Source organism: Ruegeria sp. CDSC002 (genome assembly GCF_059610905.1).
Map to the genome: position 1 here is coordinate 718,976 of NZ_JBXWOM010000001.1, position 16,879 is coordinate 735,854.

Annotated in this window: 15 protein-coding genes and 1 pseudogene; 3 read left to right on the forward strand and 13 right to left on the reverse strand. The window is 54.9% G+C overall.

Annotated features, from left to right (window positions below):
* Positions 1-26: 26 nt before the first annotated feature.
* The 13 genes and pseudogenes from AC2FJE_RS03630 to AC2FJE_RS03690 form a co-directional block, all read right to left on the reverse strand.
* The gene (locus AC2FJE_RS03630) at positions 27-461 is read right to left on the reverse strand and encodes a hypothetical protein (RefSeq protein WP_058277356.1); all 435 of its coding nucleotides are present in this window, start codon (positions 459-461) and stop codon (positions 27-29) included.
* Entirely contained in the window at positions 458-2,524 is a 2,067-nt protein-coding gene (locus tag AC2FJE_RS03635; RefSeq protein WP_496760638.1) for a glycosyltransferase, read from the reverse strand. The genes AC2FJE_RS03630 and AC2FJE_RS03635 overlap by 4 nt, the downstream gene beginning before the upstream one ends.
* The gene (locus AC2FJE_RS03640; RefSeq protein ID WP_282168634.1) at positions 2,521-3,594 is read right to left on the reverse strand and encodes a glycosyltransferase family protein; all 1,074 of its coding nucleotides are present in this window, start codon (positions 3,592-3,594) and stop codon (positions 2,521-2,523) included. Before AC2FJE_RS03640 ends, AC2FJE_RS03635 begins: the two co-directional genes overlap by 4 nt.
* A gap of 14 nt (positions 3,595-3,608) precedes the next feature.
* On the reverse strand, positions 3,609-3,929 hold the full coding sequence (locus AC2FJE_RS03645) for a hypothetical protein (protein ID WP_109311935.1): 321 nt from the start codon (positions 3,927-3,929) through the stop codon (positions 3,609-3,611).
* Between the two features lie 75 nt (positions 3,930-4,004).
* A complete protein-coding gene (locus AC2FJE_RS03650; RefSeq protein ID WP_496753508.1) occupies positions 4,005-6,203 on the reverse strand; it encodes a hypothetical protein in 2,199 nt (732 codons plus the stop codon).
* A gap of 413 nt (positions 6,204-6,616) precedes the next feature.
* On the reverse strand, positions 6,617-6,925 hold the full coding sequence (locus AC2FJE_RS03655; RefSeq protein ID WP_472723428.1) for a Dabb family protein: 309 nt from the start codon (positions 6,923-6,925) through the stop codon (positions 6,617-6,619).
* 109 nt (positions 6,926-7,034) lie between these two features.
* Positions 7,035-7,790, reverse strand: coding sequence for an ABC transporter ATP-binding protein (locus AC2FJE_RS03660; protein WP_058274761.1), 756 nt, complete (start codon positions 7,788-7,790; stop codon positions 7,035-7,037).
* Between the two features lie 9 nt (positions 7,791-7,799).
* Positions 7,800-8,555 carry an ABC transporter ATP-binding protein gene (locus AC2FJE_RS03665; RefSeq protein ID WP_282118831.1) on the reverse strand — a complete coding sequence of 252 codons (756 nt, stop codon included), beginning with the start codon at positions 8,553-8,555 and terminating at the stop codon, positions 7,800-7,802.
* A 10-nt stretch (positions 8,556-8,565) separates the two neighbouring features.
* Positions 8,566-9,771 (reverse strand): branched-chain amino acid ABC transporter permease, encoded by a 1,206-nt coding sequence (locus tag AC2FJE_RS03670; protein WP_058274759.1) that lies wholly within the window; start codon positions 9,769-9,771, stop codon positions 8,566-8,568.
* Positions 9,772-9,774: 3 nt separating this feature from the next.
* The gene (locus tag AC2FJE_RS03675) at positions 9,775-10,806 is read right to left on the reverse strand and encodes a branched-chain amino acid ABC transporter permease (RefSeq protein WP_109311932.1); all 1,032 of its coding nucleotides are present in this window, start codon (positions 10,804-10,806) and stop codon (positions 9,775-9,777) included.
* A gap of 113 nt (positions 10,807-10,919) precedes the next feature.
* Positions 10,920-12,266 carry a substrate-binding protein gene (locus AC2FJE_RS03680; RefSeq protein WP_282168637.1) on the reverse strand — a complete coding sequence of 449 codons (1,347 nt, stop codon included), beginning with the start codon at positions 12,264-12,266 and terminating at the stop codon, positions 10,920-10,922.
* 228 nt (positions 12,267-12,494) lie between these two features.
* Positions 12,495-13,123: pseudogene (locus AC2FJE_RS03685) on the reverse strand (IS6 family transposase); the annotation flags it as partial.
* 73 nt (positions 13,124-13,196) lie between these two features.
* The gene (locus tag AC2FJE_RS03690) at positions 13,197-13,820 is read right to left on the reverse strand and encodes a TetR/AcrR family transcriptional regulator (RefSeq protein ID WP_496753505.1); all 624 of its coding nucleotides are present in this window, start codon (positions 13,818-13,820) and stop codon (positions 13,197-13,199) included.
* 95 nt (positions 13,821-13,915) lie between these two features.
* Between AC2FJE_RS03690 and AC2FJE_RS03695 the strand changes: the two genes are divergently transcribed.
* The 3 genes from AC2FJE_RS03695 (at position 13,916) to AC2FJE_RS03705 (ending at position 16,874) form a co-directional block, all read left to right on the forward strand.
* The gene (locus AC2FJE_RS03695) at positions 13,916-14,782 is read left to right on the forward strand and encodes an MBL fold metallo-hydrolase (RefSeq protein ID WP_496753503.1); all 867 of its coding nucleotides are present in this window, start codon (positions 13,916-13,918) and stop codon (positions 14,780-14,782) included.
* Between the two features lie 64 nt (positions 14,783-14,846).
* Positions 14,847-15,185 carry a DUF1330 domain-containing protein gene (locus AC2FJE_RS03700; RefSeq protein WP_496753501.1) on the forward strand — a complete coding sequence of 113 codons (339 nt, stop codon included), beginning with the start codon at positions 14,847-14,849 and terminating at the stop codon, positions 15,183-15,185.
* 897 nt (positions 15,186-16,082) lie between these two features.
* Entirely contained in the window at positions 16,083-16,874 is a 792-nt protein-coding gene (locus AC2FJE_RS03705) for an inositol monophosphatase family protein (RefSeq protein WP_282168641.1), read from the forward strand.
* Positions 16,875-16,879 lie beyond the last annotated feature (5 nt).

Sequence of the window (16,879 nt, forward strand, 5' to 3'; positions counted from 1 at the left end):
GCTCCTTACCCTAAATCAGCGCCTTGCTAGCCCAAAAGACCGATTTCATGACCGTCAATGATAATCGCCAGATCCCAGTATTTTCTGATTTCTTCCTCGGCGGCCTGGGCTGCAGCAGCCTCTTCGGGAACGCGTTCGACCCGAAACCCGAACCGTTCAAGCCCGCAATAGTCCACTCGGCTGAGAATGACGGGAAAAACCTCCCGCTCCATCGCGGCGGCGGCCAACAGCCTTGCGATACGATATGGCGTTTCTGGTGGTTCATGCACCCGCACGCCGATATGCACCGGGCCGCCGGGCTCCCGGTCCCACAGCATGAGCGAGGGGGCCAGCCGCATATTTGGAAAGATAACCTTGCCAAGCGGCTTGGTGTCACGATCCTCATTGATCAGATCGTCCAGCGGCTCGGGTCGATTTGGCGACGCTCTGCTGAGGATTTCGAACCATAGATCACTGGTCATATCCGCGCCCCCAATTCGGTTAGCAATTCGGCGGCCTTGACTGCCCCCGTTTTGGGCAGCTCAAAACCATTCAATGCAGATCGGTAAAATCCGGCTCCGTCGTGATCCAGCCAATCTGCCACTGTGCGCTCGAGCGTCATGAATTCACGTTCGGTGATGGCGGCGCACAAGTCTCGGTCGGCCATAGCTGCGGCGCGCCGTTCCTGATCGTCCAGATAGGGGGCTGACTGCGGAATAAATATCGCCGGGATGCGATGGTACAGCATCTCAAGGACCGAGTTGTATCCGGCCGCAGATATGACCACGTCTGCGGCGAGGCTAAGCTTGGTCGCCTCCAGTGTCTGAACCACGCGGGTGTTTTTCCAACCGAATGTGGCAGGCTGAACCGTGCTTCCGGGCCATGTTACAACAAGGTGCAGGCAATCATCGCGCGCCTCAAGGATGCCCGAGATCGCCTGCAATTGTGCAGACCTGTCCGATGCGACGCCGCCGCCCAGCATGCTGACAACCAGCTGTTTGAAGTCGCGCCCGAAACGTTCCGCCAGCCGGGTCCTGAGCTGTTCTTTTTTCGCGGCGGATTGTTCCACCTGACGCACGATTGGCCCGACATAATGCACATGGTCACCATAGCTGTAGGCGTCGTTCAACTCGTCAAATGCCTCGGAAGGTACGATGACACGGTCAAACACGCTTTCGCGGCGCAGCATGGTCTGCCTTGACCGGCCTTCGGGCCACAACCCGCGCCGGATCCAAGCCGCCGACAACTTGCGTTCACGGATCACCCGGTAGACGGAGTCAAACACGTAGCCGCCGTCAAAAACCAGCGTGTCGTTTTCCTGAAGCACGGCACCAAGACGCCGATAAGTCAGCACGTCATTGCCATCTGAATTGGTCTTTGTATCGGTGCGCTGAACCAGAGGGATACAGTCGATACCCTCACGGCGAACAAGCGGGACGCAGCTGGGAAAGGCCGCGAACATTTTTGTCATGGTGTCCGGCATTTCACGGGCAATGATGCTGCACCGCTGTGCATGGCCCAGCCCCACGCCGTTCGTGGGGAAAAACAGGGTTTTGCGCTTGTCCTGTTCTGTCTGACGCTGTTTCGCCGTCAGACCTGCAGCCGTTTCCAGGCGCGAAATGTCAACTGTATGCAACCACTGGGATTTCGAGGCCTGTTCGACAATTTGCGGCACGTTCCCGATCACATTGCCGATTAGATACCCATCCAACGCGAAAGGAGTCTTGGGCCCAAGCAAAGCAGGTGCGCCCGAAGACATCAGAACCTCATCATCGGTACAGTCGATTGCAACGCCGCCGGCTGCAATCAGCTCGACCGCAAAAGCGGCCATGCGAACCCCAGCGATCCCGTGACCGAACATCGCCAGAATATCCGTCGAGTTTGCCAAGGTCAGCGGCGACAGTCCGGTATACAGATAGGTCGGCAAATCGTGAAACGGCGACGCCTTGATCGCCTCATTCTGCGCGCCGCTGACGATGAGTTTCAGGTTATAGCCACCCTGGCTGCTCATGCGGGAAAAGCAGGACAGCGTCTCGGGGTTGTCCAACTCCATCGAACCCAACACAAGGGTCACGTTCGGCACCACCCTTTTGGACCGCCGCGATACGGGCCGAATATCCGCCACCAAAGGGCTTGAGGTCGATGGCAGCACTGGGCGTGGTTGAAAATCTGTCAGGTCAATCACGTGGGCTTCGCGCCCAAGCGCATAGGCCAGCCGTGCCTTGGCCGCGATATAGCTTTGCTGGGTCAAAAAGCGGCCCGTCGCAACAACCGGAACACTCGGGTCGAGCTGTTTGTTCCGCAGCGAAGCAAGAAGAAAATCGTCGATCTCTTCGGCACCCAGTACGAATACGGTCTGCGCCTTGTTCTCGCCCGGGTCGACAAGGAACTTGGCTGCCTCGTAAATCCTGCCACGCCCTGCATCCTCGGGCAGATAATCGGCATCAATACACACATTGAAACCACGTGCGGCAAGCTGCTCGGCAAAGATCAACTGCGTGTCAAACGACCGCAATGAGCGTGTGCCGACTTCGACATAGATCATTTATTCACCTCGCTGTCGGCGGACAAAACCCCCGACAGCATCGCCTTGAATTTACCTGCAGAGTAGTTCTGCAGCGCCGATTGCGATCTGGCCACCTGATCATGGTATTTTTGCGGTTGGGCGATCAGGTCGGCAATGATTGTGTCCACCTGAGATGGCTGGCAAGTCAAGACGGCATTTCCGAACGTGGCACCAGTATCGGGGTTGGTCAGAACAACCTTACCTGCGGCAACCGCCTCGGCCACAACGCGACCAAAACTTTCCTGCCAGGTCGGTGCCGTGAAATATACAAAAAAGTCAATCATTCCAAAGAACTCTTGCACAGTTATGGCGTCAAAGGGAAGCAACGTCCAATGCGCGCGAAGAACACGGGCATTCAATAAGGCATCGGCTCCAAGAATTACATTGCACTGAGAGTGGCTTGGAAAGCAGCTGTCCAAATCAGCAATAACCGGGAACTTCTCGAATCCGGGTCGTGAATGACGCCCACGGCGGTCCTGTGGCGTTTCACACGGGGCGCTCATCTCGGTCTCGCAAATGTTGAACCAGTCAGAGCCCAAAACGTCCCATTGCCGCGCCACGCGAGACGTTGCCAACCAGTCAACGACACCGTTTCGGTTATACGGTGATATCGGTGCGAGTGTTTTCCTGAGAGAAATTGTTGAGGCTTCGATCTGGCCTAGACAGTTTGAAACATCAAACCCCTCTGCCCCGCCTGGACGCAGAAAATTCTCATGCGTTATCACGTACAGCTCGCGCGCAATGATCCTTGTGCCAAGCGTGTCCTGAAATTTCAGAAAAGACGGGTTGTGCAAAAATACGAAATCCGCGCTGATCCGCGGCGCGTCCCAAATGATCGGAATATTCAATTCGTCCAGCACCCGCCGTAAAACCGGCGAGACTTGCTGCTTGGTGCCAAATGTTTTGGATGTGATCGCGTGGACGACCACCTGCCCGAATTCGGCGGCCACAGGCAATTCGGCGGCCACAGCCGCAGAAGTCCCGCCAGAAAACCGCGGCTCGATGACATAAGCGATCGTAGGAATGTTCGATCGCTCAAGGGCAAGCATTTCCGACATCCGGCTCAGTGTTGCAGCGACGCGGCGAATGCACTCTCAGTCGAACGGTTCTCGTCGCTGGCCGGTGCGCTGGAGGCATAGCTGAAATCCAGATCTCCAACCGAGGCGACCTCGTGAAAGCTCCGCAGCTCCAGCGACAGTTCATCATCGCCGCTCAATAGCTGGGGGTTTTTGTCGAGGTAGGAATACAGTGCCTGAATGTCATTGGTGGACAGCATTTGGTCGATGACCAGCAGGTGCTCAAGCGTAATCTCGGCACGCGCGTTTTGGGTCGTCGACAAAAATAGCAGAGCAGTTACGATGCCGATAAGTCGTCTATCCGTCATTGTGGATACCTCGTCGGAAATAATTAACAGTACACAAAATTGAATCAGTCCTTTTCAGTATAGCTCAAAACACAGTTATTGGGTTGTCGCTTTTTTTAGTTTGCTCAAGACCTGACTTTTCAGGCGATTGACGCGGTTGGGGGATTGAGCACTGCTCGTGGATCGCGTAGTGGTCCGCTTGACCGCGGCGACGCCCGAACCTTCCCCTGCCAACCATAACTCAATGATCCCATAAGGGGTTTTGACGTTGGCCCCTGTGAAGTCCCGCAGCAATGCGCCCGAATCCCTGGCGAGTGCGGCCGCTCTTTCCTCGTCCTGCTTGTGATAGAAGCGAACGTTTGACTGAGTGATCCCAAACCCCACACGGGCCTGTCCGTTCAGCTCGTGCCCCGTCGACGTCAGGTTGGTCACCATAGAATCAACAACACCCTGCGGCACGTTGGTTGGCGCATAGATCCGGAAGGCCACCACAGAATTTGCTGGTGCCGGCTCTGGTTCTGATGAGGTGATTGCCTCATCCGGCAAAGTTGTGCGTTCGATAGGCTTTGATGGCGCTGAAGCTTCTTGCAGCAAGGGCGCCAATGACACCACGGCATCCAACGGAAGTGGTGCTTGGGGCGAGTTTGGCGTTTCCAGCGGGTCTGGTCTCTGCGCAAGGATAGGTACCTGCAAAGCGGAAGATGTCTGCGAGGGGGCTGGTATCATCAGCGGAGACGGCGCGCCGGACAGTTCCGGCGAAACAGGCAGAGCCGCCAATTCTACAGGTTCCGGCTGAGGCTCGGATGGCAGCGGTTGCGCGATCTCGGCAGAAATCCCTGTGCCGTCCTGCTGCACGGCAAGGTCCGATGCAACCGTGTTCGACGTTGCGACGGGCTCAACCACAACGCGCGCTTCCGGCGGTTCTTCGATTTCAAGCAAAGCCAGGGCTTCCGGCAGGGAAAAATCCGAAACAGTTGCTTCGCCTGTCTGGGTGCCCACGTCCGGCTGATACCCACGCGCGAGCTCAGGCGCAATCTGGTGGACATCCAATGGCACCCGCGATGCCGCATGCTCCAATGCACCAGGTTGGATCGGAATCACGGGTGAGCGCATTGCAGTTATTCTTGCTGTCGCCGTGACGGTTGCGGCTTCAAGGAACTCTTCGGGTTCTGCCGCCGACACAGTCGTTTCAAGCAAAGCGACAGAAGTGCTGAAAATCTCGGGCGTGGATTGAAAGCGGACGAAACCCAGGTTCACTTCTTCCCGAGGTCGATAGCTTAGCGGGGTTATCGGCAGCGGCGGCTGGACAAGGGTCGACACGAAAGACCGGACATTAGGGGCTAGGCGTGACACCTCTGGTTCGATGCCGTCCAACGGCCCGGACGCCTCTAATAGGGGCAATGACAGCGACGCCAAGTCTTCTGGCGCGCCTGTGTCATCGTCAGACGAAATCGACTCAGATGACTTATCGAATACGGTCGTGGAGGTTACAGCCAGATCCTCCGTGCCGCGTGTTACATCAGAGGTCGCCGGAAGCTGGGCCAGTTCGGCGTCTTGTTGCGTGATCGCGCTTGTCGCCATGGCCTCCTGGCTCGTCAGGCCCACATTTTCGTTTGGGCCGGACGCGCTCAATCCAGACAGGATCAGAAAAACCGAAGACGACGCAACCACACCGATGCCGCACCCCGCCGCCATCATACCCAACCGCATCTTGCGACGAGAACGTTTCTGGTCTTCGATCCTTTCAAGAAGGTTCTTGCGCAAACGATCCGCAACTTCATCCTCGGACAGTTTTAGGCTCGGCTCGGGGTTGATCAGATCCTCTGGGATATTGTCGGGATGCATGCCCGGCACGGGCCCGCCATTGGGCAGTGCAGCGCTTGCTTCGCCTCGTTCATCGCGTGGGACGTTTTCGGCCGCGTGGCTGTTATTGTTGACGGATTGGCTGCCGGAACCCCCTGCAGTGCCATTTTGAACCGACTCACCGGCCTGGCGTGAATTGGTTGCCTGGGTCGGCGTACCGGCGGTTTTAGGCTGGCCCGCCGATGTATTTTGCGCGTTTGCCGGCTGCGAACCAGCGGTTGATTGCGTCGGTTTTTGTCCGCCCGGCCCTGCCGGTTGCGCAGCGCCACCGTTTCTTTTGCCTGCCGGGGCATCGTTTTCTTGCTGTTTGCGAGCGTTATCAAGCACCTCCTGCCATTCAGGAGATTGCACAAAGTCATAAACACCCGACACTTTGTTAGCGTCTTTTTTGGCAACTTCAGGGCGAGCTTTTGGATCGCTGGCCTTTGTCATCAATACCCCCGAACTGGCCGCCGGAACACGCTCTTCGCTGTCGCAACTCGGGCAAACCAATTACACTCGTGAACATCAAAAAATTCAAAAAAATGTACGAAGCATTATAAAAAATTGACCGGTGGAAGACAAGTAATCCGGTGTTCGACGTACAACTATTGCCGTTTTCGCAAGGGAAGGATGCGCCGTTGTGGGCCCAGTCTGTGCCCTGGCACCATCTGCGTCGGCTCAGCGATTTCAGTAAAATGGGGTTCGTCAAATCATTGATGATCAAGCTGATCAGGGTCGTTTCCGCAGATCGAAAACTTGCCGCCGAACGCTTACAGGGACACGGGCGCGCGGCGCCAAGCTGCACCGTTCAGCACACAGTTTCAATCAGCCCTTCGGAATTTGGCTGAAACAGTTTCACTATCTCAGACCTCTAAATCCAGGACCAGAATTCCGTCGATACCGCCCACGGTGTTTTCGACCAACTGCGCGCCCAGCGCTTTGTGCCTCTCGTTGCTTTGGTAGCTGGCCAATGCGGCCCAATCATCGAAATCAATCACAAACCCATGCTTGTAACCGCGTTCAATCTGTTCAGGGCTTTCGCTGCGGCCACCAGTGAACCCACCTGCACCCGGAAGGGCGTCGGTCAGGTCCGACAGGCCCTTGTAAATCTTCCCGATGGTTTCTTCGGTCACGTCGGACCGGAATTTTGTCAGGACTATATGGCGGATCATAGTTAGTTGCCTTGATCATGAGTGTAGGAGCGCAAGCGTCCGAAGAATTCGAGCGTCACCATAACTAAGGCGTTTGCAACCAGAATATTCCTAAGACTTCGAGCCTGCCCTAGATCGCCAAATACTCCTCGCGAAGGCCGGTGTCTTGAAGCACCTCGTTCGCCGTCCCATCAAATACGATAGTGCCGGTGTCCAGAATGATCGCGCGATCGGCTAACTCCAATGCTCGGACGGCGTTCTGTTCGACGATGATCGTAGTCATACCCTGTTGCTTAACGTGGGCCAGTGTTTTCTCAATCTCGTCGACAATGACCGGGGCCAGACCTTCGTATGGCTCATCCAGAAGCAGGACCTTGATATCCCGGGCAAGGGCTCTGGCGATTGACAGCATTTGTTGTTCGCCACCCGACAACGTAATCCCCTCTTGTTTCCTGCGTTCGCCCAAACGCGGGAACAGTTCATACAACCGCTCCAGGGACCATCCGACCGGCGGTGCAATCTGGGCAAGCTGCAGGTTTTCCTCAACGGTCAGCCCTGGGATAATTCGTCTGTCTTCCGGTACAAGGCCAAGGCCAACAGACGCCGCTTCGTAGCTTGTCATATTGTGTAGTGGCTGGTGGTCCAGCCAGATTTCACCGTGCCTTACTTCGGGATCGCCGACCCGCGCAATCGACCGGAGTGTCGAGGTTTTGCCAGCGCCGTTCCGTCCAAGCAGAGCCAGAATCTCGCCTTCGTGCACGTTAAAGCTGACGCCCTGCACGATATAGCTTTCTCCGTAGTACGAATGCATGTCCCATACAGACAGGAACGCAGGCGCGGTGCTTGCCCTATTGGCGTTTTTCGAAAAGTCGGGTTTCTCGTTCATAGCTTTTCCTTACGCCGCCTCGCCCAAATAGGCTTCACGAACCTTGGGATGTCCACGGATTTTTTCTGGAGTATCTTCGACCAACGGCGTCCCTTGCGCCAGAACTGTGATGCGTTCCGCAAGGCTGAAGACCACATGCATGTCATGCTCGATAATGGCGATGGTTATGTCGCGCTCATCCTTGATCTGTTTTAGCAAATCAATGGTGTTGTTGGTGTCCGCCCGCGCCATGCCAGCCGTAGGTTCGTCCAGCAACAACAGCCGCGGATTTTGACTGAGGCACATACCAATCTCCAGTCGCCGCTTGTCGCCGCGAGACAGCGACGCCGCGTGCATTTCGCGTTTGTCGGCCATGTTCATCTCTTCCAGCATGACTTCGGCTTGTTCGACGACCTCACGTTCGCTAGCGATGGTCTCATATGCATGCATCCGGAATGCCCCATCCCGCATCGCGAAGATCGGGATCAGCATATTCTCCATCACCGTCAACTCGCCAAAGATCTCTGGCGTTTGAAACACACGACTGATGCCCATCTGGTTGATCTGGAACGGCTCGAGTCCCAGAACCGAGTTGTTGTTGAACAACACCGATCCGGTGTCCGGCATCAGCTTGCCCACCAGACAGTTCAGCAGCGTCGATTTTCCCGCGCCATTGGGGCCGATGATCGCGTGAACCGAGTTTTCTTCGATATTGAGGTTCACATCTGTCAGCGCCTTAAGGCCACCGAAGCGTTTGCTGACGTCTTTGACTCTTAGAATTGCCATTTCTCGCCCCTTATTCCGCCGGTTCTGTTTTTCCCGACGGCGCATCGTCGGTGTCTTTTTTCTTACGCTTGAAGCGCTTGAGCAAACGTTGCCCACCTTCGACAAGACCACCCGGCAGATAGATGACAACCAGCATGAACAAGATGCCCAGCGTCAGGTGCCAGCCTTTGCCGATGAACGGATGGATCACGAACACCACGGCGTCCTCCAACCCGTCAGGCAGGAATGCGAACCAGCTATGCAGGACGTTGTCGTTGATCTTCGAGAAGATGTTCTCGAAATACTTGATGAAACCTGCGCCCAGAACCGGCCCGATCAACGTGCCCGTACCACCGAGGATCGTCATCAGAACCACCTCGCCCGAGGCCGTCCATTGCATGCGCTCGGCACCTGCCAGCGGGTCCATCGCGGCCATCAGACCACCCGCCAGACCGGCATACATGCCAGAAATCACAAAGGCCGCGAGCGTATATGGCTTGGAGTTCAGACCCGTATAGTTCATCCGCTGCTGGTTCGATTTTACCGCCCGCAGCATCATGCCAAAAGGCGACCGGAAGATACGGATAGACAGGTAGAACACGGCCATCATTATGATTGCGCACAAGTAGTAACCCGCGTTGAAGTCAAAGCTCCACGCGCCGACGTCCATCGTGTACGTCGCGCGCATTGGTAATCCGAATAGATGCGGTAGATCCGGCGCGTTAGCGCCCTGCAGGATCTGCGGATCGTCCGCATAAACCTGCAGGCCGGTTTCCCCGTTCGTCAGGTTAAACTTGGGATTTGACAGTACCGAGTAGGCCAGCGCAAAGCTCATTTGTGCAAAGGCCAGCGTCAGGATCGAGAAATAGATCCCCGACCGCCGCAGGCTGATGAACCCGATAAGTAGTGAGAACAGGCCCGCGACGACGACACTCAGCGCGATAGCTGGAATGACATTGTAGCTGAGCAGTTTGAACATCCAAACTGCCGAGTATGATCCTACGCCCAGAAAGGCCGCGTGACCGAAGGACAAGTACCCGGTCAGGCCAAACAGAATGTTGAACCCGATGGCAAAGATCCCGAAAATCACGAACCTCTGCATCAAATCCGGGTAACCCGCGTTGAACTGCGCCATGGCGCTGCCCTCTGGAAACGGGTTCAGGATGAAAGGCGCCAGCAAGGTCAGGAGTGCGACGACGATCAGCAGGCTGGTGTCTTTTTTATTCAGTCCCAACATTGATTATTCCTCCATCACGCCCTTGCGCCCCATCAGCCCGCGCGGACGCGTCAGCAGCACGATGATGGCGACAAGGTAGATGATGATCTGATTGATGCCTGGGATCGTTGTGGTGGCCCAGGTGGTCGAGGCAAAGCTTTCCAGAATGCCCAGCAAAAAGCCTGCTAGAACGGCGCCTGGCAATGACCCCATTCCGCCAACAACAACCACGACGAAGCTAAGGACCAGAAAGTCCATTCCCATGTGGTAGTTCGGCGGGTTGAGCGGCCCGTACATCACACCGGCCAGTCCAGCGACACCGGCAGCAATGCCAAACATGATGGTAAACCGGCGGTCAATATTGATACCCAGCAGGCCCACCGTTTCCCGGTCAGCCATCCCAGCACGGACAACCATCCCGAAGGTGGTGAACTGCAGGAACGAAAACACTGCCCCTATAATGCCTACGGCAAAGCCAAAATAGACCAATCGCCAGATCGGGTAGATGATTGCATTGGGATCAAAACCAACCATGGTACCCAGATCGACAGATCCGCTCAGCACATCGGGCGGAGGGGTCTGGATCGGGTTGGCGCCGAAGAAATACTTGACGATTTCCTGCAGAACGATCGCAAGACCAAAGGTCACCAGGATCTGGTCTGCATGCGGGCGCTTGTAGAAATGTTTGATCAGCCCGCGTTCCATCACATAGCCAACCAGCAGCATGATCGGGATCGCAAACAGGATGGCCAGCGGAACGGACCAGTCGATAATCGTTGCGCCGACTTCGGGGCCGAACCAGGCCTCGATATAAGGGGTTTCGACCTTCAGCGGATTACCCAGAAAGTCTTTTTGCGTTTCATCCAGGGTCACGAAACTCAGGTTCAGCAGCTTTTGCAAAGTAACGGCGCAGAACGCGCCAATCATGAACAAAGCCCCGTGGGCAAAGTTCACGACGCCGAGCGTCCCGAAGATCAGAGTCAGACCCAGCGCGATCAGCGCATAAGCCGAGCCCTTGTCCAGACCGTTAAGTATTTGCAGTAGGATGGCGTCCATTGGGCCCACCTCAGGGTTGGTCAGTGTGGATTGAGTGGTTGGGACCAGGCCCACAGGCCTGGCCGTAAGTCGTCTGACCGCCGAGAACGACGGTCAGACATTCGCCAAAAGGCTTACGCGCCCGGATTGCACTTGCCCAGTTCGCCACCGGCGAACATTGGGTGCTCGGGATCGTACTCGACCTGCGAACGCGGCGTGATCTCGACGATTTCAAGCGTGTCATACGCGTTGGTCGGGTTCTCGTTGCCACGTACAACCAGCACGTCCTTGAAGCACTGGTGATCGGCACCGCGATACCAGGTGGGACCATTGCCCAGCCCGTCGAACTCAAAGTCTTCCAGAGCTTCGGCAACACCACAGGGATTGAAGGTGCCTGCACGCTCACACGCATCCGCATAAAGCAGCACTTGTGCATAACAGGTCTGAGCGGAGTTGGACGGCGGCTTGCCGTATTTCTCACCAAAGGACTTCACGAAGGCCTTTGTGCCCTCATCCTGCAGCTGCCAGTTCCAGTTCATCGACCCGAGCACACCTTTGATGTTCTCGCCCGCACCAGCGGCCATCAGCTCGGAATACAGCGGCACGACGATCTTGAAGTCCTTGCCGTTTGCAACCTTGTCGAGCAGACCGAACTGGATCGCGTTGGTCAGCGAGTTCACCATGTTCCCGCCATAGTGGTTCAGAACCAGCACGTCCGCGCCAGAGTTCAGAACCGGTGCGATGTAGGACGAGAAGTCGGTCGACGCCAGTGGCGTCTTAACTGTGTTGACCGTCTCCCAGCCCAGGGCTTCGGTCGAGGCAACGATCGACTCTTCCTGGGTCCAGCCCCAGTTGTAGTCGGCCGTCAGGTGATAGGCGCGACGTTCTTTACCCATCTCAGCCGCCAGCACCGGCGCCAAAGCGGCACCCGACATGTAGGCATTGAAGAAGTGACGGAAACCGTTGGCCTTCTTGTCCTTGCCCGTGGTGTCGTTTGCATGTGTCAGGCCAGCCATGAAAATGACTCCCGCCTCTTGGCACAGGCCCTGAACCGCAACGGCCACGCCCGAGGACGAACCACCATTGATCATGATTGCGCCGTCTTTTTCGATCATCGATTTGGCCGATGCGCGGGCTGCGTCCGATTTGGTCTGGGTGTCGCCGGTGACGAACCCGACCTTCTTGCCGAGGATACCGTTCCCCTGAAGCGCCTTCGACGAGAATGTGTTCAAGCAACCACCGTCGCCTTCGCCGTTCAGATGTTCGACCGCCAGCTGTTGCGCCAGCAATTCGTCATTGCCTTCGTCGGCATAAGGTCCGGTTTGCGGAACATTGAAGCCCAGAGTGACGGATGACCCTGTCGGCTCATTCGTAAAGGCAGCGGCAGACGAAGCCGTAAAGATCGTAGGCAGGGCCAGACCGGTACCTGCAACGGCACCGGACTTTAGCACGCCGCGGCGCGTGACATTATTCTTAGTCATGTATTCCTCCCATTTCCATTTTTCGTCCTTTGGCTCCTCTTCCAGCAGACGAAAGCGCACTTTTGTGCATTCCAATAATGGAAATCGGACTGAAAATTTCTCAATAAATTACTAGTTTTGAAACAAAATTTTGTAAATTTGTTCACGAAATTTAGGAAATTTTGTAAAGAAAGTGACAGCCAGCCTTGCCCCGGCATGGTGCTGTTAGACAAATTTGAACCAGTCTCAGCTAGTTAGAGATCTCTCCTGGTTGAAATAGTTGTAGACAGAGGAATCGACGGAGGCGAATTTCTGCAAACTTCGCGTGCGCCTGAAACGTTGCATGGCGCGTTCGCGTCGTCGAAACGGGAGGTTCGACGCGGTTGTTGAGCCACCTTCCCGTCTGTTGTTTTTCAAGAGCGTTCATTTCTCTGAGCGTAGCCTTGTAGGAAACGATCCGTGAAGATCTCTTCCGCTTTACGGTAGCGCTGCATAAATTTCTTGAGGAATTTCAATGCCGCCTTCTTGTTTCGGCGTTTAGTAGCGACTGCTTCCAGCACTTCGCCCTCATGATCTACGGCCCTCCAGAGGTAACGTCTTTTGCGATTCACTTTCATAAAAACCTCATCCACATGCCACTTCCATTTCGAGAATGCACGCAGTTACCGGACTCGCTTCTGTCTAATCTCAGCAGCAAACATCGGGCCAAACCTGTTCCACCAATATCGGACGGTTTCGTGGCTCACCTCAATTCCTCGTTCGTGCAATAGGTCTTCCACGTTTCGAAGCGAAAGCGGAAACCGAATGTAAAGCATCACTGGAAGACGAATGACCTCTGAACTGGTTTTGAAGTATTTGAATGGCGATTTCTTAATCATGCGTGATGGCTACGAGAGCACCCTGCCCGCCTCAACCCAAGTTCTTTTGACAAGACCCAATCGGGGCTTCTCTTCAGTATTGTGACTGCAACCCGAGCATGAACGCGGAAACCATGTCTGATATCTCGATCTCGCGGTCTTCGTCTACTTCTTTTCCGTTCAGCCATGTAACGCTCAGGAAAACCAAGATCATCGAGCGGCGGGCAATTGCGATTTGCCCCAGCTTTTTGCGCCCCAGCGCAACCAATCCGAGATGACGGCTGATCAGTTCGGCCTCGATATCCAGCCCGTGAACAATAATGGCTTCATTTTCATCAAAGGCATCGCGAGTTGGATCGTGAGCCTTCGCGAAGTCGTCCAGTGAAAGACTCACGATTCCTTTTCTGGCCGCCAAAAAGTGCGTTGTTCGCCTATTGAGTTCCCGAATGGCGGCTTCTCCATCCAATTCTACGGGCAGATCCAACAACAATTGTTCTTCTGCCTGAGACTCACCGATGAGGGCCGTCAATAAGGCTCCGAGCCCCCTGAAGTGCTTGTAGATAGACGCAGGCTCAATACCGACAAGTCGGGCAATTTCCCTTATTTTTAAACCGGATGCCCCCTTTTCCCCCGCCAGTGCCTCGGCTGCGGCGAGAATGGCGTCGCGAGTAGTGAACCCCTCGTATTCCTGTGCGATGTCTTTTGGCCGTCCCACCATAGCTTGGCGTCTTCTCCTGCGTGTTGAGGACTCCTATTGACTTCTTTGCTAACGTTGTTAGCTAAAGCGAACAATGTTAGCTTTGAGGTGCCAATATGAAACTGTCAACTTTGTGTGCCACCGCGGCAGTGATCACACTGGGAACAACAGCCAATGCTCAGACCAGCCCGATGACAGAAGTCGCGGACGGTGTTTATCACTTCTTTTCCATGGGTTACTCCAGCCTGGTAGTTATTGGGGACAACGGCGTCCTCGTAACTGACCCATCTTTCACGCCACGCGCAGAAGAACTGAACGCTGAGATTGCAAAGATCACGGACAAGCCTGTTACACATGTCGCCCTTAGCCACGAGCACTTTGACCACATTGGGGGAACAGAAGTGTTCAACGGAGCCGCGATCATCATGCAGGAGAACGGCCTCGATATTCTGAAGCTGTCGCCGCTAATGCCTATGCCAATGGTCACAACTTCGTTTGACGATACCCTTATGGTGGATCTTGGCGATCAAACCGTAGAACTCCATCACCTCGCCGTTGCAGATGGTGTTGCGACCACGGTTGCACGTGTCACTGATAGCAACGTCGTGTTTTCCGTGGACATGTACATGCCGCAGGAACTTTCCCCGCATGAGTTCAAGGAAGACACCAATTTCGTGGGCTCAGGCGTTGTTTTGAATACTCTGGTGGGTTGGAAACCGGCCTATGCGATCAACGGCCATTCAAACGGCAACAGCGTCGAAGCACTTAGGGAAAACGCCGAGTTTCTGACTGAGTTGCAAGCAAAGGTAGAGGCCCGCTTTCAGGAAGCTTTTGCAAGCGGCAATCCGTCAGCGCCTGTTGAGCTGCTCTTTACCATCCCCGACGAAATCGAAATGCCCGAGTATTCCGATTGGAAGAACTATGACACGGCCTTCCCCAGCTACGTTCGCCGGATGGCCCTGTCTGTTTTTCATGGCGGCTAAACGGCTTTGCCCTGTGAAGGGCGGTAACAGAAGTTAATCTAAGAAACTTAAGAGGAATCCCGACATGCCATCAGGAAAAGAAGCCTATCTGATGTTCAGTTTCACAGAAGAAGGAGATATGAAAAATTTTGGCGAATATGCAAAAGCTGCCAATAACGTTCTGGATAAGTTTAAAGGCGAACTTCTCGTCATAGGCGCGCGAGACTCCTCCATATCCAAGTTTGAAGGAGACTGGCCAGACGGCGCGGGTCTTACCTTGATACGGTTTCCATCCCGCGAAAACCTCGAAGCTTTCTGGAAGAGCGACGAATACCAATCCATCATTGATCTTCGGACGACGATCCTGCCGGCCAATTTTACTATCGGGTTCTCGCACGGATGGCGGGGTGAAGTCGCCTCGTAACAGTCGCAGACACATCTTGATGAAAGCAAGAAACATGTTCAATTCAATCGCTAAGATTGCTGGCGTGGCTGGCCTTTTTTGTCAGCACAGTGGCTTTGTCTGTCAACGCCGAAACGGCAAAAAGCTGATACAGAATTGCCTTGGAAGAGGCAGAATTCTTCCAGCCCGTCGGTGCTCCATTTGAGCTTGCCGTCCTGTGGGGCAATCCCCAGAAAGGTCCGTCGGCGGTCTTTATGAAATTCCCCCAAGTTTCCCGGGGGCCATGCACTCGTTTACCCATGGATATCACGGCCTTGTCGTATCCGGTGCAGCTAAGCACTACATTAAAGGCGAAAGTGAAGCTGAAGTGCTGCTGCAAACCCTCGGCCACTATTGGTATCAACCTGGGAGAGAGTATCATAATGACGCGTTTCCTACCGATGAACCAACAATTCTGTTGATTCAATGGGAGGGTCCAATGAACGTACACTTTGACCCGGAGGAATAGCGCCAAGGTTCAAGTGGAGGGGTATGTGCCTCTTCATACTTTTTGGAACCTTAGTTCAGACATAGGTGCGTGGTGCGGCATCGATCAAAATGAGGCTCAATGCAGACGCTGGAGCAATCGTAGCATCTATTCGACTGCCCCACTTCGCTAAGGTGTGAACGGCCCAAAGCGGCCCGTCGCTACAACTGCAATCACAGCAATGCAGCGTTTCTAAAGAAAGCCGACGTTGGTCACGAGCAACGTGCGGCTCCACTGCGTGGAAGTGAATGAGTGCTTTAATAGGGGTATTCTTTCGACAGAAACTCATTTGACGCGAAGAAAGTGGATTATAGCCTGACAAACACTGTTTTGTTTTCCGACACCCCTTCCCTTAGATGTGGTGATGCATTCAGCAGGAAGTGAGCCGATCAATGCAAAACATCATTGTAAGAAGAAACTTCGCCGTCGCGGTAGCCGAAGAGGCGGGTGCGCTTGCGCTAGAGTATTTTGCTGCCAGAGACACCTTGGTCATTGATCAAAAGGGCGCGCAGGACTGGGTCAGCGAGGCGGATCGCGACGTCGAAACCTTCATTCGTCAAAAGATTATGAACTCTTTTCCCGATGATGGAATTTATGGCGAAGAACACGCCGAAAAAGCTGGCTCCAGCGGTTTTGACTGGGTGATTGATCCGATTGATGGGACAACGAACTTCGTCAATGGCATTCCTGCCTGGACGATTGTCTTAGCGGGCGTTTCGGAAAGTCAGACGCAGGTCGGTGTGATTTTCGAGCCAAACGTTGGTGAAACTTACGTGGCGGTCCGAGGCGAAGGTGCCACTTTGAATGGACACGCCATGCAGGTTGCCTCAAGCGTGGAACTTGCAAGTGGAACCGTCTCAATTGGCTATTCGAACCGGGTCGAAGCATCAAACGTCGTTCCGGTGATTGCGGCCCTTATCGAACGTGGCGCTCTCTATCATCGCAATGCAAGCGGTGCGCTTTCGCTGGCCTATGTCGCGGCGGGACGTCTATTGGGGTACATTGAAGAGCACATGAACGCCTGGGATTGCCTAGCCGGTCAGTTGATGATTGCCGAAGCAGGTGGCGAGATCGAGGATCAAGACGCCGACGGGATGATCCGGGACGGTGGTCGCGTGATCGCAGGTACACCGGCCGTGTTTGAGATCTTGAAAATGATCTGCGACGACGCTTGGAACGACTAACGTCT